This window comes from Marinobacter maroccanus, assembly GCF_002933275.1.
In the GTDB taxonomy this organism is placed as follows: domain Bacteria; phylum Pseudomonadota; class Gammaproteobacteria; order Pseudomonadales; family Oleiphilaceae; genus Marinobacter; species Marinobacter maroccanus.
Genome location: NZ_PSSX01000012.1, coordinates 26,450 through 49,783, shown reverse-complemented (window position 1 = coordinate 49,783; position 23,334 = coordinate 26,450). Strand labels below are relative to the sequence as shown.

At 56.3% G+C, this 23,334-nt stretch carries 36 protein-coding genes; 1 reads left to right on the top strand and 35 read right to left on the bottom strand.

What is annotated here, in order from left to right; genetic code table 11:
* Window position 1: 1 nt before the first annotated feature.
* The 7 genes from mshL to KEHDKFFH_RS13525 all read right to left on the bottom strand — a co-directional run bounded on the left by mshL (window position 2) and on the right by KEHDKFFH_RS13525 (window position 6,466).
* The gene (gene mshL / locus KEHDKFFH_RS13555; RefSeq protein ID WP_104322443.1) at window positions 2–1,708 is read right to left on the bottom strand and encodes a pilus (MSHA type) biogenesis protein MshL; all 1,707 of its coding nucleotides are present in this window, start codon (window positions 1,706–1,708) and stop codon (window positions 2–4) included.
* 17 nt (window positions 1,709–1,725) lie between these two features.
* Window positions 1,726–2,031: a hypothetical protein gene (locus KEHDKFFH_RS13550; RefSeq protein ID WP_241956505.1), complete on the bottom strand. Its 306-nt coding sequence runs from the start codon at window positions 2,029–2,031 to the stop codon at window positions 1,726–1,728.
* Window positions 2,032–2,074: 43 nt separating this feature from the next.
* Entirely contained in the window at window positions 2,075–2,764 is a 690-nt protein-coding gene (gene gspM / locus KEHDKFFH_RS13545; RefSeq protein WP_104322387.1) for a type II secretion system protein GspM, read from the bottom strand.
* Window positions 2,764–3,369: a PilN domain-containing protein gene (locus tag KEHDKFFH_RS13540; RefSeq protein ID WP_104322386.1), complete on the bottom strand. Its 606-nt coding sequence runs from the start codon at window positions 3,367–3,369 to the stop codon at window positions 2,764–2,766. Before KEHDKFFH_RS13540 ends, gspM begins: the two co-directional genes overlap by 1 nt.
* Window positions 3,366–4,283: a type IV pilus biogenesis protein PilM gene (locus KEHDKFFH_RS13535; RefSeq protein ID WP_104322385.1), complete on the bottom strand. Its 918-nt coding sequence runs from the start codon at window positions 4,281–4,283 to the stop codon at window positions 3,366–3,368. The genes KEHDKFFH_RS13540 and KEHDKFFH_RS13535 overlap by 4 nt, the downstream gene beginning before the upstream one ends.
* A gap of 230 nt (window positions 4,284–4,513) precedes the next feature.
* Window positions 4,514–5,038: a single-stranded DNA-binding protein gene (gene ssb / locus KEHDKFFH_RS13530; RefSeq protein ID WP_092034262.1), complete on the bottom strand. Its 525-nt coding sequence runs from the start codon at window positions 5,036–5,038 to the stop codon at window positions 4,514–4,516.
* Between the two features lie 57 nt (window positions 5,039–5,095).
* Complete coding sequence (locus KEHDKFFH_RS13525) at window positions 5,096–6,466, bottom strand: MFS transporter (RefSeq protein ID WP_104322384.1); 1,371 nt, start codon at window positions 6,464–6,466, stop codon at window positions 5,096–5,098.
* Window positions 6,467–6,651: 185 nt separating this feature from the next.
* On the opposite strand from KEHDKFFH_RS13525, the gene uvrA reads away from it, so the two are divergent.
* Entirely contained in the window at window positions 6,652–9,474 is a 2,823-nt protein-coding gene (gene uvrA / locus KEHDKFFH_RS13520; RefSeq protein WP_104322383.1) for an excinuclease ABC subunit UvrA, read from the top strand.
* 222 nt (window positions 9,475–9,696) lie between these two features.
* On the opposite strand, the gene rplQ is transcribed toward uvrA, so the two are convergent.
* The 28 genes from rplQ to rpsJ form a co-directional block, all read right to left on the bottom strand.
* Window positions 9,697–10,095 carry a 50S ribosomal protein L17 gene (gene rplQ, locus KEHDKFFH_RS13515; RefSeq protein ID WP_064230334.1) on the bottom strand — a complete coding sequence of 133 codons (399 nt, stop codon included), beginning with the start codon at window positions 10,093–10,095 and terminating at the stop codon, window positions 9,697–9,699.
* 33 nt (window positions 10,096–10,128) lie between these two features.
* Complete coding sequence (locus KEHDKFFH_RS13510) at window positions 10,129–11,133, bottom strand: DNA-directed RNA polymerase subunit alpha (RefSeq protein ID WP_008174911.1); 1,005 nt, start codon at window positions 11,131–11,133, stop codon at window positions 10,129–10,131.
* Between the two features lie 35 nt (window positions 11,134–11,168).
* Window positions 11,169–11,789 (bottom strand): 30S ribosomal protein S4, encoded by a 621-nt coding sequence (gene rpsD, locus KEHDKFFH_RS13505; RefSeq protein WP_008174909.1) that lies wholly within the window; start codon window positions 11,787–11,789, stop codon window positions 11,169–11,171.
* An 18-nt stretch (window positions 11,790–11,807) separates the two neighbouring features.
* Entirely contained in the window at window positions 11,808–12,197 is a 390-nt protein-coding gene (rpsK, locus tag KEHDKFFH_RS13500) for a 30S ribosomal protein S11 (protein WP_007153992.1), read from the bottom strand.
* A gap of 13 nt (window positions 12,198–12,210) precedes the next feature.
* Window positions 12,211–12,567 carry a 30S ribosomal protein S13 gene (rpsM, locus tag KEHDKFFH_RS13495; RefSeq protein WP_008174904.1) on the bottom strand — a complete coding sequence of 119 codons (357 nt, stop codon included), beginning with the start codon at window positions 12,565–12,567 and terminating at the stop codon, window positions 12,211–12,213.
* A 142-nt stretch (window positions 12,568–12,709) separates the two neighbouring features.
* Complete coding sequence (gene rpmJ / locus KEHDKFFH_RS13490; RefSeq protein ID WP_008174902.1) at window positions 12,710–12,823, bottom strand: 50S ribosomal protein L36; 114 nt, start codon at window positions 12,821–12,823, stop codon at window positions 12,710–12,712.
* A gap of 30 nt (window positions 12,824–12,853) precedes the next feature.
* The gene (gene secY / locus KEHDKFFH_RS13485) at window positions 12,854–14,176 is read right to left on the bottom strand and encodes a preprotein translocase subunit SecY (RefSeq protein ID WP_064230335.1); all 1,323 of its coding nucleotides are present in this window, start codon (window positions 14,174–14,176) and stop codon (window positions 12,854–12,856) included.
* A gap of 17 nt (window positions 14,177–14,193) precedes the next feature.
* A complete protein-coding gene (gene rplO / locus KEHDKFFH_RS13480) occupies window positions 14,194–14,628 on the bottom strand; it encodes a 50S ribosomal protein L15 (protein WP_088829375.1) in 435 nt (144 codons plus the stop codon).
* Window position 14,629: 1 nt separating this feature from the next.
* Window positions 14,630–14,818, bottom strand: a complete 189-nt coding sequence (gene rpmD, locus KEHDKFFH_RS13475; protein ID WP_008174894.1) for a 50S ribosomal protein L30 — start codon at window positions 14,816–14,818, stop codon at window positions 14,630–14,632.
* A gap of 4 nt (window positions 14,819–14,822) precedes the next feature.
* Entirely contained in the window at window positions 14,823–15,323 is a 501-nt protein-coding gene (rpsE, locus tag KEHDKFFH_RS13470; protein ID WP_008174892.1) for a 30S ribosomal protein S5, read from the bottom strand.
* A gap of 12 nt (window positions 15,324–15,335) precedes the next feature.
* Entirely contained in the window at window positions 15,336–15,683 is a 348-nt protein-coding gene (gene rplR / locus KEHDKFFH_RS13465; protein ID WP_008174890.1) for a 50S ribosomal protein L18, read from the bottom strand.
* A 9-nt stretch (window positions 15,684–15,692) separates the two neighbouring features.
* Window positions 15,693–16,226 carry a 50S ribosomal protein L6 gene (gene rplF / locus KEHDKFFH_RS13460; RefSeq protein ID WP_104322382.1) on the bottom strand — a complete coding sequence of 178 codons (534 nt, stop codon included), beginning with the start codon at window positions 16,224–16,226 and terminating at the stop codon, window positions 15,693–15,695.
* Between the two features lie 9 nt (window positions 16,227–16,235).
* Window positions 16,236–16,628: a 30S ribosomal protein S8 gene (gene rpsH, locus KEHDKFFH_RS13455; protein WP_008174886.1), complete on the bottom strand. Its 393-nt coding sequence runs from the start codon at window positions 16,626–16,628 to the stop codon at window positions 16,236–16,238.
* Between the two features lie 88 nt (window positions 16,629–16,716).
* Window positions 16,717–17,022 (bottom strand): 30S ribosomal protein S14, encoded by a 306-nt coding sequence (gene rpsN / locus KEHDKFFH_RS13450; protein ID WP_008174884.1) that lies wholly within the window; start codon window positions 17,020–17,022, stop codon window positions 16,717–16,719.
* Between the two features lie 12 nt (window positions 17,023–17,034).
* On the bottom strand, window positions 17,035–17,574 hold the full coding sequence (gene rplE / locus KEHDKFFH_RS13445; protein WP_064230337.1) for a 50S ribosomal protein L5: 540 nt from the start codon (window positions 17,572–17,574) through the stop codon (window positions 17,035–17,037).
* Between the two features lie 15 nt (window positions 17,575–17,589).
* Entirely contained in the window at window positions 17,590–17,910 is a 321-nt protein-coding gene (gene rplX / locus KEHDKFFH_RS13440; protein ID WP_008174881.1) for a 50S ribosomal protein L24, read from the bottom strand.
* Between the two features lie 17 nt (window positions 17,911–17,927).
* Window positions 17,928–18,296, bottom strand: coding sequence for a 50S ribosomal protein L14 (rplN, locus tag KEHDKFFH_RS13435; protein WP_007154005.1), 369 nt, complete (start codon window positions 18,294–18,296; stop codon window positions 17,928–17,930).
* A gap of 15 nt (window positions 18,297–18,311) precedes the next feature.
* Window positions 18,312–18,578, bottom strand: a complete 267-nt coding sequence (gene rpsQ / locus KEHDKFFH_RS13430) for a 30S ribosomal protein S17 (RefSeq protein ID WP_008174879.1) — start codon at window positions 18,576–18,578, stop codon at window positions 18,312–18,314.
* Window position 18,579: 1 nt separating this feature from the next.
* Window positions 18,580–18,771: a 50S ribosomal protein L29 gene (gene rpmC, locus KEHDKFFH_RS13425; protein ID WP_104322381.1), complete on the bottom strand. Its 192-nt coding sequence runs from the start codon at window positions 18,769–18,771 to the stop codon at window positions 18,580–18,582.
* Entirely contained in the window at window positions 18,771–19,184 is a 414-nt protein-coding gene (gene rplP / locus KEHDKFFH_RS13420) for a 50S ribosomal protein L16 (protein WP_008174875.1), read from the bottom strand. The genes rpmC and rplP overlap by 1 nt, the downstream gene beginning before the upstream one ends.
* Before the next feature lie 12 nt (window positions 19,185–19,196).
* Window positions 19,197–19,880: a 30S ribosomal protein S3 gene (gene rpsC / locus KEHDKFFH_RS13415; protein ID WP_064230338.1), complete on the bottom strand. Its 684-nt coding sequence runs from the start codon at window positions 19,878–19,880 to the stop codon at window positions 19,197–19,199.
* Between the two features lie 11 nt (window positions 19,881–19,891).
* Window positions 19,892–20,224: a 50S ribosomal protein L22 gene (rplV, locus tag KEHDKFFH_RS13410; RefSeq protein WP_048497742.1), complete on the bottom strand. Its 333-nt coding sequence runs from the start codon at window positions 20,222–20,224 to the stop codon at window positions 19,892–19,894.
* A 16-nt stretch (window positions 20,225–20,240) separates the two neighbouring features.
* The gene (gene rpsS, locus KEHDKFFH_RS13405; RefSeq protein WP_007154011.1) at window positions 20,241–20,516 is read right to left on the bottom strand and encodes a 30S ribosomal protein S19; all 276 of its coding nucleotides are present in this window, start codon (window positions 20,514–20,516) and stop codon (window positions 20,241–20,243) included.
* A gap of 23 nt (window positions 20,517–20,539) precedes the next feature.
* A complete protein-coding gene (gene rplB / locus KEHDKFFH_RS13400) occupies window positions 20,540–21,367 on the bottom strand; it encodes a 50S ribosomal protein L2 (RefSeq protein ID WP_008174864.1) in 828 nt (275 codons plus the stop codon).
* A 17-nt stretch (window positions 21,368–21,384) separates the two neighbouring features.
* A complete protein-coding gene (gene rplW / locus KEHDKFFH_RS13395; RefSeq protein ID WP_064230339.1) occupies window positions 21,385–21,678 on the bottom strand; it encodes a 50S ribosomal protein L23 in 294 nt (97 codons plus the stop codon).
* Window positions 21,675–22,280: a 50S ribosomal protein L4 gene (gene rplD / locus KEHDKFFH_RS13390; protein WP_064230340.1), complete on the bottom strand. Its 606-nt coding sequence runs from the start codon at window positions 22,278–22,280 to the stop codon at window positions 21,675–21,677. The genes rplW and rplD overlap by 4 nt, the downstream gene beginning before the upstream one ends.
* Window positions 22,281–22,291: 11 nt before the next feature.
* The gene (gene rplC / locus KEHDKFFH_RS13385; protein ID WP_104322380.1) at window positions 22,292–22,930 is read right to left on the bottom strand and encodes a 50S ribosomal protein L3; all 639 of its coding nucleotides are present in this window, start codon (window positions 22,928–22,930) and stop codon (window positions 22,292–22,294) included.
* 76 nt (window positions 22,931–23,006) lie between these two features.
* Entirely contained in the window at window positions 23,007–23,318 is a 312-nt protein-coding gene (gene rpsJ / locus KEHDKFFH_RS13380) for a 30S ribosomal protein S10 (RefSeq protein ID WP_004580743.1), read from the bottom strand.
* Between the last annotated feature and the right edge of the window lie 16 nt (window positions 23,319–23,334).

Sequence of the window (23,334 nt, the reverse complement as noted above, 5' to 3'; positions counted from 1 at the left end):
GCTATCGAACGGCTTTCTCCGGTTCCGGTGTGACCGATTCAGACGATTGCAGCAATTCCCGCAGCACATTCATGCGCTCCCGGCTGGCAGAAACATCCGCGTTCATCTCCGGCGTTCCGGCCACAACCGGTCGCAGAAGTATGACCAGCTCGCTCTTGCGGGACTGGAAACGCCGCTGCTTGAACAGTTCACCGACCAGCGGGATCTCGCTGAAGAAAGGCACCGCGGAATTGTTGTCCTCACTGGAATTCTGGATCAGACCACCGATGACCACGATCTGCCCGCTCTCGGCACGGATCACGCTATCGGTTTCACGAACCGTGCTGCTGGCCAGGGGCAGCGTAACATCCCGCTCTCCAATGGTGATCACCTTTTCCTGATCGCTCACTTCGCTAACCGAGGGGTGCACGTGCAGGGTTATGACACCGCTTTCGGAAATCTGAGGGGTCACATCCAGCGAAATGCCGGAGAAAAACGGGGTGAGCTCCACCGAGGTGGATGTCGAATCCGTCGCTGTTACGGCGGAATTGTTGTCATCAAAATCAATGTCGGTCACGAAGAACTCGTCGGTGCCCACCTTGATCACGGCTTTCTGATTGTTCACCGTTGAGATGCGGGGGCTGGAAAGAATTTGCACGTTGCCCTGTTCGCCAAGCAACTCAATCAGGCCGGTGAAGTCGCCAGCCCGCACGCTGGCAGAAAACAGGCCTCCAATATCGGAGGTCTGAATGACCTGGCCGGCCAAAGCCTGCGCGGTGAAGTCCTCGGGCAGACCGTCCGAGGCGGTAATGCTCGACGCACTCTGGATATCCGACCAGTTGATGCCCTGCTGGTAGCCCTCGTTAAGCGCGATTTCAAGAATCTTGGCTTCCAGGATGACCTGGCGCTGCATAATCAGCTCGGTGCGGCGCAGATACTCCTCAACCATCCGCAAATCCTCGGAACCAGCCCGGACCATCACCAGGCCTGCGCCCGGATTCACGATAACCTGCTGGCCAGCATCGCCACCAATAATCATGCTCAGCGCGCTTTGAATGTCCTGCCAGAAATCCGAAGCCGTTTCCGTGGAAATGGTTGTTCCAACGAGGTTGCGGGTCTCGCCGGAGCCGGTGCCATCTCCGTTGGAACTGCCGGAACTGCCACTGCGAGCACCGGTCACCTGACCGGAGCTTACCCTGGTCTCCGAGCCGCCCTTGCGCTTGAAATGCAGGTAATCAATGGGGAACAGCCGGGTCTGGATCTGGTCGGTTTGCACCCGGAACAATCGGCCATTGCGGCGGATATCCAGGCCGTACAGATCACCGGCAATATCCATCACTTCCGGTACGGTGACATCACCCAGCCGGAGATCGATACTGGTACTGACATCGGGATGAACCACCACGTTGTAGCGGGTTCCCTCCACCAGCGATTCAAAGAAGCTTGCCGCAGGCACGCCCCGGGCATTTACGTCAAAACGTTCGTCCAGATCGGCGCCTCCGGAAAGCGGCGGCAGCAACGCGGCGCTCACGTCCGCAGGCAATGGCGCAGAGGCCTGGCCCGTGGGGGGCGCTGCCGGTTGTGTCTGCGCAGCCTCTTCGAGGCTTCGATCAATTGCGTCTGCAGCGTCGGTTGAGGTAGCCGTTGCCGAGCGCATCAACGGATTGTTGCTGCAGGCCGCCAACACCAGGCTCAGAGCCAGGGCACTGGTTGTTCTGATCGTTGTCATGAGTATCCGATTATCTGTCATTGAGTTCCCCGAACCTGCGGAAGTCTCTCCAGGTACAACACCCGTTCGCGGCCGTTATCCGTTACCAGAACCCGATCGGCAAAAATCCGGATAACCCGCACGTTGTCAACACCCTGGCCTTCCCTGAGGGCCTCACCTTCAATAACGGCGACACGCCTGTCCTTGCTGAAAAGAATGGAATCCAGAGCCAGAGCCCGTTCTGGCGCCGGCTTGGCCACTGTTGCCTGAGTGCCCGGTGGCCGGGTCGGGTCCTGTAGTGCATGGGCCGCGCCCACACAAACAGCAAGCGAGCCGACTGCCATGCAAAACCACCGGGCTGCTAATTTACTCAAGCGTCTGCTCACCTCACACCCCCAACCAGGCCCGATCGAGGCTCAGTGTTTGCACCCTGATGACCGCTTCACCGGAAGGCCAATCTCCTGCGCTGTACTGCAGCCTGATCCACCCCAGTCGTTCATCCATCGCCTCAAGCCGCTCGAGATAGTTCAGCACATCGAGGTAGCTTCCCTTGATCCGAAGCTCGACACCATGGGCGTAGAGCAATGGCTCTTGTGACGCTTGTTTTTCCTGCGACGATTGCTCGGTTCCCCCTGGCGCAAAAACCGGGGTTGGGGTCTGTAGCTCCAGAGCCTGCAACGCCAGTGAATCCTGGGCGGCCAGCATCTCGCGTAACAGGGCCACCATGGCCTTGGGCGCAATCAACTGTCCCGTGGTGTCAGCAATCTGCGCATTGAGCCGCCCCAGCCTTTGCTGTCGGGCGTTTAATTGGTTCAGCAGCTCTCGGGAGGGATCCGTCGCGAGCTGTTCGTTGAGTGTCTGTTGCTGCACTAGCAGGTCGTCGCGGCTGGCGGAAAGCATCTGAATTCGGTTTTCCAGGTTCTGGTGCCGTTGCTGCAGTGGCGTAACCCCAAGCTCCCAGACCAAAACCAGCACGAGCACCAGCGCGGTCAGCAGGATCAAGGCACGCTCACGAATCGGGCGCAGGTTATACCACTGCGCCGCCCGGGTAAGGGGGGTATTGGACGCATTCGCCATCAGCTACCCTCCCCTTCGCGTTTGCTGGAAACGTGGAAATCTATCCAGCGACCTTCCTCTGATCGTGAGAGCCGGAAAACACCAAAGGTTCTTCCGGTAAACGCGGCTTCCTCACCCAGGTTTTCAAGGTACAAAGGCACCAGAGCCCCGTCACGGCTGCGCCCCTCAATGGTGACCCTGTCTGCCCCTGACTCCAGCGTAACGCCTGTTAACCAGACATCTTCAGGAATCTGTCGGGCCAGTGCCGCCAGCTGCGGCGAAAAATGGCGGCCTTCGGAGAACACCAGGCTCTCGACCCTTTCCAGCAACCGCTGGCGACGTGCGAGAGTCTGTGTAACCCGCGCAAGCGCTTCTTCAACCTCCGAGTCCGGCTGGCGGGCCCGAGCCGCCGCTGACAGTTCCGCCACCGCTTGCTCAAGCTGTTGATTCTGGCGATCAAGCCGTGAGGCCTTATTGGCCATCACAGAGTTCTGATAGGCAAAGTAACCAGCCACACAAACGACGAGAACCAAGCCGAAAACAACAATACCAACGGCGGTTCCTGCCTGGAGTCTTTCCTTTCTCGGGCGAAGCTCATCGGTGTACAGGTTGACCTGCTGAATCATGAGCGACCACCCTCCGGCGTCGGTAGCCCTGCACTCCAGGCCGGCAGGCAACGACTGTCCAGATCAGCCTGGAGACCGAGGGAATCCCAATCGAGGGTTTCAATACCAGCGGCCACATAGGAAGACAGCATCGAGGCAAGCGGAAGGACGCTATCACGGGCAACAAGACGGATCATCGCCGGCGGCACCTGGCCCAATTGGCTTTCGTAATAGTCCAGCGAACGCTGCATTTCCAGGGCCAGGGACTGTACCGCCGATTCCTGCCGGGCCGCATCGCGGAGGTCCTCGGAAGTCACATCCAGCCGGCGGGACAGATACAGCGTGTTGTCCTTGCAGATTACCATCTGGCCGTAATTTTCTTTCAGATGCACCAAAGCGGCACCACGCCGGTTTTCATCCAGCCTGCACACCAGATTCCGCAACGCCAGTTCGGCAATATCAATGCGCTTCAGCTCCAGGCCAGCCTCCTGAACCAGCGTAATAAGCTCCGAAACCAGCACTTTCCTGGCAGCAACCACATTGACCAGCTCACCGCGGCCTCGGGAGGCGTCCTTCGGAAATGGGAACACATCGGAGACAGCATCAGACGGACTGAAATCAAGAAAATCCTTCAGCTTCCACTTCAGCGCATCGCCCAGCTCCGACTCCTCGATGCCTTCCGGACGCTCCATCTGGAATACCTGATACTGGTCCAGAGGCAAAACGAGCGTCGTCTCGGCACCAGACCAACCGCTGTTTTCGACCAACCCGGAGAGCACCTCTTGACGTCTTGCAGGCAGACAATCCGTAAAGCCCGACCGACCGGATTCCGACCAGGCGATGCCATCGGGACGAATCTCCAGACAAACCCGCAGGCGTGCCCCGGAGCGCCTGAACAGACCGGTCAGTTTTCTGAGTATTGGTGTCTTTGTCATGGAGTCCGTTGAAAAAGGATCCGAAGGCCACTCGCCGGCCTCAAGTCGTTATTTTGCTGCCTAAAAAACAGGCGCTTTTTACAATGGATTACATGATAGATGAGAAAGTGAACGTAACTCCACGTTTTTTTGAGTGATTTCACACCGTTTTTGCAAGTCCGTAACAATAAAGCCCCCGCAAGGCGGAGGCTTTACTCACTTCGGATGTCCAGATCCCGATGCGATAGGCATCAGAACGGGATGTCATCATCAAAGTCATCAACCGGCTCGGGCATGCTGCCCTGGGAAGGCTGATTGCTGTAGCCTCCAGACTGGGGCGGCGGGTTGTTTTGCTGCCCGGCGGGCGCATTGTAGCCGGACTGCTGAGGCCGTCCTGCCGGTGCGCCCTGATTCATTCCGCCCTCTGCGCCACGGCTGTCGAGCATCTGCATCTGGCCATTGATATCCACCACAACCTCGGTGGTGTACACATCCTGCCCTTCCTTGTTCTGCCATTTGCGGGTCTGCAGCTTGCCCTCGATGTAAACCTTTGAGCCTTTGCGCAGGTACTGGCCGGCCACTTCGGCGATCTTGCCGAACATGACAACCCGGTGCCATTCGGTTTTCGGCACCAGCTGACCGGTCTGACGATCCTTGTAGCTTTCGTCCGTTGCAAGATTCAGGTTCACAACGGCGTTGCCGTTAGGGGTGTAACGGGTATCCGGGTCCTGTCCCAGATTACCGATGAGAATTACCTTGTTTACGCCTCGTGCCATTTTCTGCTCCTGACTCTGTTTTCAGGGACGCCCGCGCTCCGTGCGTGCCTCCGGATTTCAAGAATTGTTAGCCTGCCGGACAAAAGAAAAGTCCGCAAGTAACGCTTCATCAAATTGCTGCCGATCCACCTTAAGATAGGCGGTGGCAGCCTCCTCCACAATCACAACGTCCTGCACGCCCGGGAGGCGGCGTAGATTGTCATCAATGTCGTCGTACTGCTCGCTTATTACTTGCTGCAACTGTACCACGAAACTGATGGTATGACCGGGCGCCGGCATGGTGAACGCCACCAGCAACCAGAGGCCAAGCACCACCACCATAAACCAGAGCACCCCATGGATTCCGCCCCCCTCCAGCAGAAAGCCGCCCAGGGCGCCGCCCAGAAACGCGCCCATGAACTGGGAGGTGGAATAGACACCCATCGCCGTCCCCTTGCTGGCGGCTGGCGCCTCCTTGCTGATCAGCGACGGCAGGCTGGCCTCAAGCAGGTTGAAGGCCATGAAGAAGAAAAACAGGACGACCCAGGCCGCAACCAGACTGCCGGACACCCCGGTAAACCCGGCGGTTGCCAATGTCAGCAGTGCAATTGCCCCAACCAGCACAGGCTTCATCTTGCGCTTTTTCTCACCAATGATGATGAAGGGCACCATGGCAAAGAAAGACATTATCATCACGCTCAGGTAGAACCACCAGTGCGAACTGGTGGCAAGCCCGAACTGATTCTGCAGCATGGAGGGAAACACCAGGAACAGGGCAGTCAGCACCAGATGCAGGGCAAAAATACCGAAATCCAATCTCAGCAGTCGTCCATCTGCAAGCACCCGGCCCAGCATCTCCCTGGCAGGGTGGGTATCGGCACTGACTTTGTGTTGATGGGGAGTCGGCACCAGACGGCTTACGATCAACAGGGCCACCACGGCCAGCCCGGCCGTCGCGTAGAAAATCCCGGACAGTCCCCACCAGGCGCCAAGAAGGGGGCCAAGTACCAGCGAGACCGAAAAGGACATACCAATCGTAATACCCACGGTTGCCATGGCCTTGGTCCGCTCTTCTTCGCGAGTCAGGTCACTGAGCAATGCCATCAGAACGCTTGCAATCGCACCGGCTCCCTGAAGAATCCGACCGGCAATCACAACGTATATGGAGTCCGTGGCCGCCGCCAGAAGACTGCCCGCGGCAAATAATACGAGCCCGATGTAGATCATGCGCTTACGGCCGACCCGGTCAGACAGCATGCCGAAGGGAATCTGCAACAGCGCCTGGCTGAGCCCATATGCGCCTATGGCGAAACCCAGCAAGGCTGGCGTTGCACCTTTGAGGTCTTCGCCAAGCAGCATGAATACCGGCAGCACCATGAACAGTCCGAGCATGCGCATGGCGTAGACAGACGCCAGGGCGAAGACGGAGCGTTTTTCCAGCGCATTCATGGCAATTACGTACCTCAGCCGGGGTTGAAAGCGGTCAGATTGAGGGCAGATACCCTTTTCAGGCGGCGCATTGTAGCAGAAGGCGCCCTTGCGCGGGACAGGTGAAGAGGCCTGGTACCCGTTATCATTTTCGCCGCAGCGGGCCCAACGCGGTATAATTTTCGTTTTTATCCGAGCGAGGTGTTATGGACCATATCCAGATCAAAGGGGCGCGAACCCACAACCTGAAGAACATCGACCTGGATATGCCAAGGGACAAGCTCATCGTGATTACCGGCCTTTCCGGTTCCGGCAAATCTTCCCTTGCCTTCGACACCCTCTATGCCGAGGGTCAGCGCCGCTACGTGGAATCGCTGTCCACCTATGCCCGCCAGTTTCTTTCAATGATGGAAAAGCCCGATGTAGACCATATCGAAGGCCTGTCGCCCGCCATATCCATCGAGCAGAAGTCGACCTCCCACAACCCGCGCTCAACAGTCGGCACCATCACTGAAATATACGATTACCTGCGCCTGCTCTTTGCCCGAGCCGGCGAGCCCCGATGCCCCGACCATGGCCAACCCCTGGAAGCTCAGACCATCAGTCAGATGGTGGACCAGGTGGTTGACATGCCGGAAGACAGCAAACTGATGATCCTGGCACCGGTGATCCGTGACAGGAAGGGTGAGCACCTGCAGGTTATCGAAACCATGCGCAGCCAAGGCTTCATCCGCCTGCGTGTGGACGGCACCGTTTATGACATTGACGATGTCCCGGCCCTGGACAAGAAACGCAAGCACCAGATTGATGTGGTCGTTGATCGGTTCAAGGTCAAGCCGGGGCTTGAGCAGCGACTGGCTGAGAGTTTCGAAACTGCACTGAGCCTGGCAGACGGAATTGCCCTGGTAGCCCCGATGACCGGCGAAGGCGATGAACACACCTTCTCCGCCCGTTATGCCTGCACCCAGTGCGGCTACGCCCTGAGTGAGCTCGAGCCGAAACTGTTTTCCTTTAACAATCCCGCAGGCGCCTGCCCAACCTGCGACGGTCTGGGTGTCAAACAGTTCTTCGATCCGGAGAAAATAGTCCACCACCCTGAGGCGACTCTGGCATCCGGTGCCATCAAAGGCTGGGATCGCCGGGCCGTCTATTACTTCCAGATGCTGGGCAGCGTGGCAGACCACTATGGCATCGACCTGGAAACACCCTGGGCGGACCTACCCGAGGACTTTCGCAACGTACTGCTGTTTGGCTCAGGCGATGAGGACATTCCTTTCCGCTACGTGAACTCCCGTGGTCATATCATGGAGAAGGCTCATCCGTTCGAGGGCATTCTGCCCAACCTTGAGCGGCGCTACCGTGAGACCGACTCGCAGAGCATGCGGGAGGAACTGGCTCGCAACCTCAGCACCCAACCGTGCAAGGAGTGCGGAGGTTCCCGACTGCGCCGAAGCGCCCGCCATGTCTTCATTGAAGAAAACAACATTGCTGATGTTACCCACTTGCCGGTTGGCGAGGCCCACGATTACTTCGAAACCCTGGCTCTGCCGGGACGGAAAGGCGAAATTGCCGAGAAAATTCTGAAGGAAGTACGCCAGAGGCTTCAGTTCCTGGTAAACGTGGGCCTGGAATACCTGACCCTCGAGCGCAGTGCCGACACCCTGTCCGGCGGCGAGGCCCAGCGTATTCGTCTGGCAAGCCAGATTGGCGCCGGGCTAGTGGGCGTCATGTACATTCTCGACGAACCCTCCATCGGATTGCACCAGAGGGACAATGACCGACTGCTGGCAACCCTCACCCACCTGCGGGATCTGGGCAACACCGTAATTGTCGTCGAACACGACGAGGACGCCATCCGCGCCGCCGATCACGTGATCGATATCGGGCCCGGCGCCGGCGTCCATGGCGGCCACGTCATCGGCCAGGGCACACCGCAACAAATCATCGACAATCCCGACTCTCTCACCGGTCAGTATCTGAATGGCACCCGGGAAATAGCCATTCCAAAACAGCGCAATAAGGGCAGCGGAAAGTCGTTAACGCTGGCTGGCGCCACCGGCAACAACCTGAAAGACGTTACCCTGAACCTGCCCCTGGGAATCATGACCTGTATCACCGGCGTGTCCGGATCGGGCAAGTCCACTCTGATCAACAGCACCCTGTATCCGGTGGCCGCCGCCAAACTAAACAAGGCCACCAGCCTGAATCATGCGCCCTACCAGTCGCTCAAGGGGCTGGATAACCTGGACAAGGTCATCGACATTGACCAGAGCCCCATCGGTCGCACACCACGCTCCAACCCGGCCACCTACACCGGCCTGTTCACCCCCATCCGCGAACTTTTCGCCGGAACCCAGGAGGCACGCTCCCGCGGTTACAAGCCCGGGCGCTTTTCCTTCAACGTCAAGGGTGGCCGGTGCGAAGCCTGCCAGGGCGACGGCGTGATCAAGGTGGAAATGCACTTCCTGCCGGATGTCTATGTACCCTGTGATGTCTGCAAGGGCAAACGTTACAACCGTGAAACTCTGGAAGTGCGCTACAAGGGCAAAAACATCAACGAAGTGCTGGAAATGACCGTTGAGGAAGGTCGCGAGTTCTTCGACGCTGTCCCTTTCCTGGCCCGCAAGCTGCAGACCCTGATGGATGTGGGCCTGTCCTACATCCGGCTTGGGCAGAGCGCGGTGACGCTCTCCGGCGGCGAAGCCCAGCGGGTGAAGCTGGCCAAGGAGCTCTCCAAGCGGGATACCGGCAAGACTCTCTACATTCTGGACGAGCCCACCACCGGCCTGCACTTCTATGACATCCAGCAACTGCTGAATGTCCTGGAACGGTTGCGTGACCACGGCAACACCATCGTGGTGATCGAGCACAACCTGGATGTAATCAAAACCGCAGACTGGATTATCGATCTGGGTCCTGAAGGAGGCTCTGGCGGTGGCCAGATCATTGCCGAGGGAACGCCCGAGGAGGTTGCGGAGAACGCCGCTTCCCACACAGGCCGCTATCTGAAGCCAATGCTGACGAAGTAATTGGCGAGCAATGCAAAACTCGGTCGGCCCGGGGGTGAGGGTGTATTTTCTGCCGGGAAAAGATGTCTGAGCGAAGCGAGTTATTTTCCCAAAGAAAATACACCCTCACCCCCGGGCCTGCCACCTAACCTGGAAGGCCACGAATTTCCTGAAATCCAGACACAAAAAAACCGGGAACCTCTCGGAACCCGGTTTTTTCATCGTTGGCCGAAGCCGAGGCAATTAATCCTCGTCTTCGTCCACCTCTTCCGCTTCGATATCCAGCGGACGACCGACCAACTCAACAAATGCCATAGGGGCATTGTCGCCAGCACGGAAGCCACACTTCAGGATACGAAGGTATCCACCCGGACGCTCGCTGTAACGGGGTCCAAGCTCATCAAACAGCTTGGCAACCGCAGCATCGTCACGCAGGCGTGAGAACGCCAGACGACGATTCGCGACCGAATCATTCTTGGAGAGCGTGATCAAAGGCTCAGCTACCCGACGAAGCTCTTTGGCTTTCGGCAGCGTTGTTTTGATCAGCTCGTGTTCAACCAGTGACGCAGTCATGTTACGGAACATGGCCTTGCGATGCGCACTGGTCCTGCTGAACTTACGACCACTCTTACGATGACGCATTGCTCTGATTCCTTACCTTAAACTAATCGGCGATTAACCGCCCAGAACCCGGTCGTCGCCACGAAGGCTAGCCGGCGGCCAGTTATCAAGACGCATGCCCAGTGACAGACCACGGGACGCCAGAACGTCCTTGATCTCGGTCAGCGACTTTTTACCAAGGTTAGGCGTCTTCAACAGCTCAACTTCTGTGCGCTGAATAAGATCGCCGATGTAGTAAATGTTCTCAGCCTTCAAGCAGTTAGCTGAACGCACTGTTAATTCCAGATCATCAACCGGACGCAGCAGGATCGGATCGATTTCTTCCTCTTCCTCAACACGCTCGGGCTCTTTCTCATGATCGAAATCAACAAACACCGCCAGTTGCTGCTGGAGAATGGTCGCCGCCCGGCGAATTGCTTCTTCCGGGTCGATGGTGCCATTGGTCTCCAGGTCGATAACCAGCTTGTCCAGATCGGTCCGTTGCTCTACCCGTGCACTTTCCACGGCGTAAGCCACACGACGAACCGGGCTGAATGTTGCATCCAGCTGCAGGCGTCCGATGGCGCGAGTTTCGTCCTCGTCAAGACCACGCTGGTCCGCCGGCTCATAGCCGCGACCGCGAGCAACACGGAGACGCATGTTCACTTCACCATTCTCGCTAAGGTGACAGATCACGTGCTCCGGGTTGGCAATCTCGACGTCATGATCCAGCTTGATATCACCGGCTGTCACAACGCCCGGGCCTTTCTTGCTGAGCGTGAGCTCGGCATCATCCCGGCCGTTCATTTTTACGGCAACGCCTTTGAGATTCAGCAGAATCTCGATGACGTCTTCCTGGACACCCTCAATGGCGCTGTACTCGTGCAGGACACCGTCAATCTGCGCTTCAGTCACGGCGCAGCCCGGCATCGAAGACAAGAGAATCCGGCGCAGTGCACTACCCAGGGTATGACCAAAGCCCCTTTCCAGAGGCTCAAGCGTAACCTTGGCACGTGTGGCGCTTGATTCCTTCACGTCAATGGTACGAGGTGTCAATAACTCATGTACTGAACGCTGCATAGACGCCCCTATCTGCTATCGTTGCTAACTGGGCTTTACTTGGAGTAAAGCTCGACGATGAGGTTCTCGTTGATGTCGGCCGGCAGCTCAGTACGCTCAGGTACTGACTTGTAAACGCCGGACATCTTGTTGGCGTCGACCTCTACCCAGCTCACCGGTGCACGGCTTGCAGACAGATCCAGTGCGCCTTTAACACGCAGCTGATTCTTCGCCTTTTCACGCAAGCTCACAACATCACCCGGACGTACCTGATAGGACGGAATGTTAACCGGCTTATCATTGACCAGGATCGCCTTGTGAGAGACGAGCTGACGGGCTTCTGCACGGGTAGAACCAAAGCCCATGCGATATACAACGTTATCGAGACGGCCTTCCAGCAGTTGCAGCAGGTTTTCACCAGTTGCACCTTTGCCTCGGGCGGCCTCTTTGTAATAGTTGCGGAACTGCTTCTCGAGAACGCCGTAGATACGACGAACTTTCTGTTTCTCACGAAGCTGTACGCCGTACTCGGACAGACGACCGCGACGCGCGCCGTGCATACCCGGCGGAGTCTCGATGTTGCACTTGGAATCGAGCGCGCGAACACCGCTCTTCAGAAAAAGATCTGTCCCTTCACGACGAGACAGCTTGCACTTCGGGCCTATATAACGAGCCATAATTCACTGTCTCCTGTGTTAGACGCGGCGCTTCTTGGGCGGACGACAGCCGTTGTGGGGAATCGGCGTCACATCTGTGATGTTGGTGATCTTGTAGCCACACGCATTCAGCGCGCGAACTGCAGACTCACGTCCGGGCCCAGGACCCTTAACCTCTACGTCCAGGTTTTTAAGGCCGTATTCAGCAGCCGCATTACCGGCTCTTTCAGCTGCTACCTGCGCAGCAAAAGGTGTACTCTTGCGTGACCCACGGAAACCGGAACCACCAGAGGTGGCCCAGGACAGGACGTTGCCCTGACGGTCAGAAATGGTCACGATAGTGTTGTTGAAGGACGCGTGAATGTGCGCGACGCCATCAACAACCGTCTTTTTCACCTTTTTACGGGTACGTGTACCTGGCTTTGCCATGTTTGCCTACCTGTTACTTACGAATAGGTTTGCGTGGACCTTTACGGGTGCGTGCGTTGGTCTTGGTGCGCTGGCCACGGACCGGAAGGCCATGACGATGACGCAGACCACGGTGACATCCGAGATCCTTCAAACGCTTGATGTTCATCTGTACTTCACGACGCAGATCACCTTCGACAGACACCTTGCCCACTTCAGTACGAAGTGCTTCAAGCTGCTCGTCGCTCAGGTCTTTGACCTTAAGGTCCGGCTTGACACCGGTAGCGTCGCAAAGCTTCTGGGCTGTGGTCTTGCCAACACCAAAGATGTAGGTCAGCGAGACAACAGCATGTTTGTGATCGGGTATATTGACACCGGCTATACGTGCCATCCAAATTACTCCGCGTTCAAAGCTTTGCTGTGTGAATTTTCCGCCACTATAAAAGGGCGCGAAATAATAGCGCCTGACCCCTGCCGGGGTCAAGCGCTATTATTCGTACCCTCTACAATGTCAGTTCTGGATCCCGTAAGGATCAGCCCTGGCGTTGCTTGTGACGAGGCTCCGAGCAAATGACCCGTACCGAGCCATTGCGACGAATTACTTTGCAGTTACGGCAAATTTTCTTTACCGAAGCGCGTACTTTCATTGTCGACTCCAGTTTTCAAGGGGAACGAGATTAACCGTTCCGACCATAGCCCTTGAGATTGGACTTCTTCATCAGCGATTCATACTGATGCGACATCAGGTGCGACTGAACCTGCGCCATGAAATCCATCACCACGACTACAACAATCAGCAGAGAGGTACCGCCCAGATAGAACGGAACATTCCCGGCCACCATCAGGAACTGAGGGAACAGGGAAACTGCTGCAATGTACATTGCACCGAACAGCGTCAGACGGGTCAGAACACCATCGATATACTTGGCAGTCTGATCACCAGGACGAATGCCCGGAATAAACGCTCCAGAGCGCTTGAGGTTATCCGCAACTTCTTTCGGATTGTACATCAGGGCTGTGTAGAAGAAGCAGAAGAAAACCACTGCTGCCGCAAACAGGATAATGTACAACGGCTGGCTTGGCGCCAGGGCCTGGGAGATGTCACTCAACCATTCCATGCCCTCACCCTGACCAAACCACTGACCCAGCGATGCAGGGAAAAGCAGAATGGAAGACGCGAAGATGGGCGGAATAACACCCGCCATGTTCACCTTCAGGGGAAGATGACTGGATTGCTGGGCAAACACCCGGCGACCCTGTTGCCGCTTGGCGTAGTTGATCGTCAACCGGCGCTGGCCGCGCTCCATGAAAACCACGAAGCCGATGACAGCAACCGCAAGAACGCCAATGCCCAGAACCACCAGCAGGCTCATCTCTCCATTACGGGCTTGCTCGAGCGTCTGACCGATAGCGCCGGGCAACCCGGCAACAATACCGGCGAAGATCAACAGGGAGATGCCGTTACCGACACCCCGCTCAGTGATCTGCTCGCCAAGCCACATCATGAACACGGCGCCACTGACGAATGACACAACCGCCACGAAGTGGAAGCTAAAGCTGTCATTGAAGGTGACACCCTGTGATGCCAGGCCGACAGAAATACCAAAACCCTGAACCAGGGCCAGGATAACCGTACCATACCGAGTGTACTGGCTGATCTTTCGACGGCCAGCCTCGCCTTCTTTCTTTAGCTGCTCAAGCTGCGGACTAACCGCAGTCATGAGCTGCATGATGATAGAGGCAGAGATGTACGGCATGATACCGAGAGCGAAGATACTCATGCGCTCAAGCGCACCACCGGAAAACATGTTGAACATGCTCAGGATTGTGCCCTGGTTCTGTTCAAACAGTGCCGCCAGACGGTCGGGGTTGATACCCGGCACCGGAATGTGGGCACCGATCCGGTACACCAGCAATGCCAGGAAGACAAACCAGAGCCGCGATCGCAGCTCAGCCAGTCCTTTACCCGCGCCCGCAGGCAATGATGCGTTCTTGGCCATTTAGTCCTCGACTCGCCTTAGTCTTCGACTTTACCACCCGCGGCAGAAATTGCCTCGCGCGCGCCTTTGGTTACCCGAAGTCCCTTCACAGTTACCGCACGGCTCAGTTCGCCGGACATGATAACCTTGGCTTCGCGAATTTCCCCGCGAATGATGTCTGCCTTTTTCAGGGCTTCCAGATCCACCACATCGCCTTCAACCTTCGCCAGTTCGTTCAGGCGAATTTCAGCGACGTAGCGCTGCTGACGGGACGTGAAGCCAAACTTCGGCAGACGACGGGCCAACGGCTGCTGACCGCCCTCGAAACCGGGCGCTACACTGCCACCGGAGCGTGCCTTCAGACCTTTGTGACCGCGACCACCGGTTTTACCGAGACCGCTACCGATACCACGACCGACGCGCCGTGCGGCGGGACGTGAACCGGGCTCTGGACTAAGTTCGTTCAGACGCATCTTAGTTCTCCTCAACCCGAACCAGGTAGTTAACCCGGTTGATCATGCCGCGGATGGACGGTGTGTCTTCCACTTCCACGGTGTGACCGATTTTACGAAGACCCAGGCCCTTCACACACAACTTGTGCTTGGGCTGACAGCCGATCGGGCTGCGGGTCAGAGTTACTTTGATCGTTTTTGCGTTCGCCATGACTTCAACCCAGAATCTCTTCCACGGTCTTACCGCGCTTGGCTGCAATATCTTCAGGCGCCTGTGTCGCCTGGAGACCCTTGATGGTGGAACGTACAACGTTCACCGGGTTGGTAGACCCGTAACACTTGGACAGTACGTTCTGAACACCCGCCACTTCCAGTACTGCACGCATCGCACCGCCGGCGATGATACCAGTACCTTCGGACGCCGGCTGCATGTAGACCTTGGAGCCGCCATGCTGAGCCTTGACCGGGTATTGCAGGGTAGTGCCGTCAAGCGGAACTTCTACCATGTTCTTGCGTGCAGCTTCCATGGCCTTCTGGATGGCGACCGGCACTTCACGCGCCTTGCCACGACCGAAACCAACGCGACCTTTGCCATCACCCACTACAGTCAGTGCGGTGAAGGCGAAAATACGGCCACCTTTAACAACCTTGGCGACACGATTGACCTGGACCAGCTTCTCCTGGAGCTCAGGCGCCTTCTGTTCGTTAACGCTCATCTTCTCCACCTCTTAGAATTGCAAGCCAGCTTCACGGGCTGCGTCGGCCAGAGCCTGGACACGGCCGTGATAACGGTAACCGGAGCGGTCAAAAGCAACCTGCTCAACACCTGCCGCCTTGGCACGCTCAGCGATCAGCTGACCAACCTTCTTGGCAGCGTCCACGTTACCGGTTGCACCCTGGCGCAGTTCCTTATCCAACGTGGAGGCAGAAGCCAGCACTTTGCTGCCGTCTGCAGTGGTGACCTGGGCATACATATGACGCGGTGTGCGGTGAACGCACAGACGAGTGGTACCCAGTTCACGGATCTTCATGCGCACTTTGCGTGCGCGACGCAATCTTTCGTTATTCGCGCTCATAGTCCCGCCTTATTTCTTCTTGGCTTCTTTGCGTCTGACCTGCTCATCCGCATAACGAACACCCTTGCCCTTATAAGGCTCGGGCGGACGGAACGCGCGGACTTCCGCAGCGACCTGGCCAACCTGTTGCTTGTCGATACCGCGAATCACAACTTCCGTATTGGACGGAGTTTCTGCGGTAATCCCCTCGGGCAGCTCATACTCAACCGGGTGCGAAAAACCCAGCGTCAGGTTGAGCTTCTTACCTTGCGCCTGGGCACGGTAACCTACGCCCGTCAGCTGGAGTTTACGTTCCCAGCCTGTAGTTACACCGGTCACCATGTTGTTGACCAGTGCACGAGTAGTACCAGCAAGAGCGCGGGACTTTGTAGCACCATCGCGGGCCGCAAAGCGCAGAACATTCTCTTCCTGCTTTACTTCAACCGCTTGGTGAATGGTGATTTGAAGCGCTCCCTTGGAACCCTTCACACTAATTTCCTGTCCGTTCAGCTTAACCTCAACACCGGAAGGCAGCACGACAGGATTATTGGCAACCCTGGACATGTGTATCTCCTAGAATACGGTGCAGATGACTTCGCCACCCACGCCAGCAGCTCGTGCGGCGCGGTCTGTCATAACGCCTTTGGACGTTGAGACAATCGCGACTCCCAGACCACCGGATACTTTCGGCAGTTCCCCAGCGCCGTTGTACTGGCGCAGACTCGGACGGCTGACCCGCTTGATCTCCTCAATAACCGGCTTACCACCGAAATATTTCAGAGTAATCGTCAGCTCGGGCTTCGCGTCGGCTGAAACGGAGAAATCGTCGACGTAGCCTTCGTCCTTCAGGACCTGGGCTACGGAGATCTTCATCTTTGAAGACGGCATCGTAACGTCTGCTTTTGATGCCATCTGTGCATTACGGATACGGGTAAACATATCCGCAAGCGTGTCTTGCATACTCATTGGTATGAGGCTCCTGATCTTTTTAGTTGTGCAGCGGCTTGCCGCACCGCTTACCAACAGGCACCTGACCGAAGTCAGGGTACCTATCTTACCAGCTTGCCTTGGTCAGGCCCGGAACGTCACCGCGCATGCCGTATTCACGGAGTTTGATCCGTGACAGCTCAAACTTGCGCAGAACGCCATGGGGACGACCAGTCACCTGGCAACGATTACGAAGACGCGAAGGAGATGCATCGCGAGGAAGCTGCTGAAGCTTCATCTGTGCGTCCCAACGGTCATCATCGCTGGTATTCGGGTTCTTGATAATCGCCTTGAGCTCGGCACGCTTCGCTGCAAACTTCGCAACGGTTTTTTCGCGCTTGAGCTCACGGTTTTTCATGGAAACCTTAGCCATTACACTCGTTCCTTATTTCTTGAACGGAAAGCCGAAGGCTTTCAACAGTTCGCGACCTTCATCGTCGGTACCGGCAGTGGTGGTAATGGTGATGTCCAGACCACGGATCTTGTCGACTCTGTCGTACTCGATCTCAGGGAAAATGATCTGCTCACGCACGCCCATGCTGTAGTTACCGCGACCGTCGAACGACTTGGGATTCAGACCGCGGAAGTCACGAATGCGGGGTACCGCAATGTGAACCAGGCGATCAAAGAAGTCCCACATACGCTCGCCGCGCAGGGTAACCTTACAACCGATCGGCCAACCTTCACGGATCTTGAAACCCGCGACGGATTTACGAGCCAGGGTGACCACTGCTTTCTGACCTGCCAGGCGCTCGAGATCCGCCACGGCATTTTCAATCAGCTTTTTGTCACCGACCGCTTCGCCGACACCCATATTCAGGGTGATCTTTTCGATACGCGGCACCTGCATGACGTTCTTGTAGCTGAACTCCTTCTGCAGGGCGGGTACCACTTCCTTACTGTACTGCTCTTTCATGTTAAGCATCGTAACCACCACCGCTTACTGGTTATCGACAGCTTCGTTCGTGGACTTGAAGATCCGCACTTTCGCGCCGTCTTCCTTGATCTGGAAGCCTACACGATCGGCTTTGCCGGTCTGCGGATTAAAAATAGCCACGTTGGAAGCCTGGATAGGTGCTTCTTTTTCGACGATGCCACCTGGGGAGCCCAGCATCGGGTTAGGCTTGGTGTGTTTCTTGATCATATTGATCCCTGAAACAACCATACGGCCATCGTCCTGAACCTTCAGGACTTTACCACGTTTGCCTTTATCTTTCCCCGTGGTGACGATTACTTCGTCATCTCGTTTGATCTTTTTCATAACCGGCCTCTGGTCCTTTAAAGTACTTCGGGTGCCAGTGAGATAATTTTCATGAACTTCTCATTACGCAGTTCACGGGTAACCGGTCCGAAGATACGGGTACCAATAGGAGCGTCCTGATTGTTCAGAAGTACTGCCGCGTTTCCGTCGAAACGGATCAGCGAACCGTCGGGACGACGAACACCCTTGCGGGTGCGCACCACGACAGCTTTCAGGACCTGGCCTTTCTTCACTTTACCGCGGGGGATGGCTTCCTTGACGGTCACCTTGATGATATCCCCTACGCTGGCATAACGCCGATGTGAACCGCCCAGGACCTTGATGCACATCACCTGACGCGCACCGCTGTTGTCCGCGACTTCAAGCATTGTTTGAGTCTGAATCATGGTTGTTCTCCGGCGTTACACCTTGGATGCACGTTCGGTAACTTCCACCAGGGCCCAGCTCTTGGTCTTGGAGACCGGACGGGTTTCCTGAATGGTCACAGTGTCACCGATGTTGCACTGATTGCTCTCATCGTGAGCGTGGATCTTGGTTGAACGCTTCATGTACTTACCGTACAGCGGGTGTTTCACCTGACGCTCGACCAGCACCACGATGGATTTCTCCATCTTGTTGCTCACGACCTTGCCGCTCAGAGTTCTGGCAGTTTGGGTAGCTTCGGTCATGTCACTGTCCTGCCTTTTCGTTCAATACTGTTTTCACGCGAGCGATGTCGCGCTTCACCTTGCCGAGAAGGTGAGACTGATTCAGCTGACCTGTCGCCTTACGCATGCGCAGGTTGAACTGCTCCTTCAGGAGGTCGATCAGCTCTTTGTTCAGCTCCTCGACTGACTTTTCACGCAGCTCTATTGCTTTCATCACATCACCGTCCTCGTTACAAAGGTGGTCTGTACCGGCAGTTTGGCCGCCGCGAGAGTGAATGCGTCCCGAGCAATTTCCTCAGAAACACCTTCCATCTCGTAGAGCATGCGGCCTGGCTGGATTTCAGCCACCCAATACTCGACAGAACCCTTACCTTTACCCATTCGAACTTCAAGCGGCTTACCGGTGATCGGCTTGTCCGGGAAAACCCGGATCCAGATCTTACCGCCCCGCTTGATGCGACGAGTCATGGTACGACGCGCTGCCTCAATCTGGCGCGCAGTTATACGCCCACGGCTCGTAGCCTTCAATCCGTATTCACCGAAGCTCACCTTGTTGGCGCGGTGAGCAAGACCGGTGTTACGGCCTTTCATTACCTTGCGAAATTTGGTGCGTTTTGGTTGCAGCATAAGAGTGCCCCTTTACTTAGAACCTTTCTTCCCAGAGGCTTTCTTGTCAGCACGGACCTGCTCCATACCACCAAGAATCTCACCTTTGAAGATCCATACCTTGACGCCGATTACGCCGTAAGTGGTATGCGCTTCGTAGGTTGCGTAATCAATATCTGCACGCAGTGTGTGCAGCGGAACACGACCTTCGCGATACCACTCGGAACGCGCGATTTCAGCACCCCCGAGACGACCGCCTACCTGGATCTTGATACCCTTGGCACCCTGGCGCATGGCGTTCTGAACCGCACGCTTCATAGCGCGACGGAACATCACACGACGCTCCAGCTGGCCGGCAACGTTTTGCGCTACCAGGCGGGCATCGAGGTCCGGCTTGCGGACTTCTTCGATGTTGATGTGCACAGGCACACCCATCATGTCGCTGACTTCGCGACGCAGACGATCAACATCTTCACCCTTCTTACCGATAACAATACCGGGACGGGCAGTATGGATCGTGATACGGGCGTTCTGAGCAGGGCGCTCGATCACAATCTTGCTGACAGACGCCTTAACCAGACGCTTGTCGAGGAACTCACGAACCTGAATGTCATTCAGCAGATTCCTGGAGTATTCCTTTTTGTCGGCATACCAGACTGAGTTGTGCTCTTTGATCACACCCAGGCGAATGCCGGTTGGATTTACTTTATGACCCATCTGAGCATCTCCTACTTGTCGGCGACCTTGACGGTGATATGGCAGGTGCGCTTGAAAATACGGTCAGCGCGCCCCTTGGCTCGAGCTTTGATTCGCTTGAGCGTCGGACCCTCATCCACCATCACGGTGGAAACCCGCAGTTCGTCAACGTCCAGACCTTCGTTATGCTCAGCATTGGCGATAGCAGACTCAAGAGCTTTCTTGATGACTGTTGCCGCCTTTTTTGGGCTGAAAGTCAGAATGTTTAGGGCGTCCTCAACAGCCTTGCCGCGTACTTGGTCAGCGACAAGACGTGCTTTCTGAGCTGAGAGGCGAGCGCCCTTATACTTGGCTGCTACTTCCATTTCGATTACCTCAGAATCAGCGTTTAGCTTTCTTGTCGGCCGCATGACCACGATAAGTACGCGTTGCCGCGAACTCACCCAGCTTATGTCCAACCATATCTTCGGTGACATAAACCGGCACGTGCTGCTTGCCGTTGTGGACTGCAATGGTCAGGCCTACCATCTCCGGAAAAACTGTTGACCGACGCGACCAGGTTTTGATCGGCCGCTTGTCGTTAGCTTCCAGAGCTGCCTCGACCTTCTTCAACAGATGCAGGTCTATAAAAGGACCTTTCTTTAAAGAACGTGGCACAGCAATTACCTCTATGTAGTCGTTTACTTGGCCGAACGACGACGTACTATCATCTTGTCAGTACGCTTGTTCTTACGAGTCTTATGCCCTTTGGTCGGAACACCCCACGGAGTAACCGGGTGACGCCCGCCAGAGGTACGCCCTTCACCACCACCATGTGGGTGGTCAACTGGGTTCATAGCAACACCACGTACTGTTGGACGTTTACCGCGCCAACGTGATGCACCCGCTTTACCAAGCTGCTTGAGACTGTGTTCGCTGTTGGATACTTCACCCAGCGTTGCACGACAATCTACAAGCACCTTTCGCATTTCACCTGAGCGCAGGCGGATGGTGGCATAAGCACCTTCCCGGGCAACCAGCTGTACGGATGCGCCCGCAGAGCGAGCCAGCTGTGCACCTTTGCCAGGCTTGAGTTCGACGCAGTGGATCACAGAACCGACCGGAATATTCCGGAGCGGCAACGTGCTGCCCACCTTGATCGGTGCGTCGATACCGGAGCGCACAGGATCACCGATCTGCATACCTTTGGGAGCGATAATGTAACGACGCTCGCCATCGGCATACTTCAGCAGTGCAATGTGCGCAGAGCGGTTCGGATCGTATTCCAGGCGCTCAATAGTCGCCGGGATACCATCTTTGGTCCGCTTGAAATCGATGACACGGTAGTGCTTCTTGTGGCCACCACCCGTGTGACGGGTTGTGATGCGGCCTACATTGTTACGACCACCCGTCTTGTTCTTTCTTTCTACCAACGGCTCGTAAGGGCGCCCAGTGTGCAGATCCGGGTTGTAAAGCTTTACAACGTGACGGCGTCCGGCAGATGTTGGTTTGGTTTTGACGATCGGCATATTACGACCCCTTTACCTTATTCCACATCCAGAAAATCGATGTCCTGACCTTCTGCCAGCTTTACATAAGCCTTACGAATGTCATTACGCTTGCCGAAGCCGCGAACGGTACGCTTAAGCTTACCCTTACGGTTCAGAACCTGAACACCTTCTACGGTGACGTTGAACAGCTGCTCAACGGCTTTCTTGATCTCGGGCTTGGTGGCATCAGGTGCTACACGAAACACAACCTGGCCACGCTCTGCTGCCAGAGACGCTTTTTCCGATACGTGCGGCCCAAGCAGGACCTTGTAAATACGTTCCTGATTCATCCCAGCATCTCCTCGATCTTCTTCAGAGCGGGAACGGTCACAACGACCTTCTCGAAGGCAACCAGGCTAACCGGATCCAGACCGGCAATATCACGCACGTCAACGTGCGGAATGTTGCGCGAGGCCAGATGCAGGTTCTGCTCGACATTGTCGGACAGAATCAGCGCGTTGGTCACACCGATATCCTTCAGCTTGGCGTTGAATGCCTTGGTCTTCGGGCTGTCAACATTCATGTCGTCGACAACAACCAGACGCTCCTGACGAACCAGCTCGGAAAAAATGGAGCGCATCGCTGCGCGGTACATCTTGCGGTTAACCTTCTGCTCGAAGCCACGAGGCTTGGCTGCAAAGGTAACACCACCGGCGCGCCAGATCGGACTACGAATAGTACCGGCACGGGCACGACCGGTGCCCTTCTGGCGCCATGGCTTCTTACCGCCACCGCTTACTTCGGAACGCGTCTTCTGAGCCTTGGTACCCTGGCGGGCGCCTGCCATGTAGGCAGTCACTACCTGGTGAACCAGCGACTCGTTAAAATCTTTGGCGAATGCAGCGTCGGAAACAGAAATTCCCTTGCCGCTACCTGTAATAGTCAATTCCATCGCACCGCTCCTCAGGCTTTAACTGCAGGCTTGATGACAACATCGCCGCCAGTTGCGCCGGGAACGGCACCACTTACCAGCAGCAGGTTGCGCTCGGCGTCGACACGGACAATTTTCAGGTTCTGCACAGTTACCTGAGCATTACCCATCTGGCCCGCCATCTTTTTGCCCTTGAATACCTTGCCCGGAGTCTGGTTCTGACCAATGGAACCCGGAGCACGGTGAGACAGAGAGTTACCGTGGGTGGCATCCTGCATGGAGAAGTTCCAGCGCTTTACACCGCCCTGGAAGCCCTTACCCTTGGACTGACCGATGGCATCAACCACCTGACCGTCTTCGAATACAGAAGCCGTGATCTCGCCACCGGCGGCCAGGTCTTCACCTTCGCCATCAGCAAGACGGAATTCCCACATACCACGACCGGCTTCAACGCCCGCCTTGGCATAGTGGCCCGCTTCGCTCTTGGTAACACGAGAGGAACGACGAGTACCGACAGTCACCTGTACGGCGCGGTAGCCATCGCTTTCAAGAGTTTTCAGTTGGGTAATGCGGTTGGGCTCAACCTCGATTACCGTTACGGGCAGCGCCTGCCCATCTTCCGTAAAAATACGGGTCATACCGGCCTTGCGACCGACAATACCAATTGCCATGTTTCACCTCTTAAGTGTACGGGGCTCTCACCCTCTATGGCCTTATGACAGTTACACAGACTGATACCGGGCGGTATTAGCCGAGGCTGATCTGAACGTCCACACCTGCTGCCAGGTCCAGTTTCATCAGAGCATCTACTGTCTTTTCCGTCGGCTCAACGATGTCGAGCAAACGCTTATGCGTACGAATTTCGTATTGATCGCGCGCGTCTTTGTTGACGTGCGGAGAGATCAATACCGTGTACTTTTCCTTCCGCGTCGGCAGAGGGATAGGGCCACGCACCTGAGCGCCGGTCCGCTTGGCGGTATCGACGATCTCCTGCGTGGACTGGTCGATCAGGCGATAATCAAACGCCTTCAACCGGATTCGAATTTTTTGGCTTTGCATGTTGCACCAAACTCCA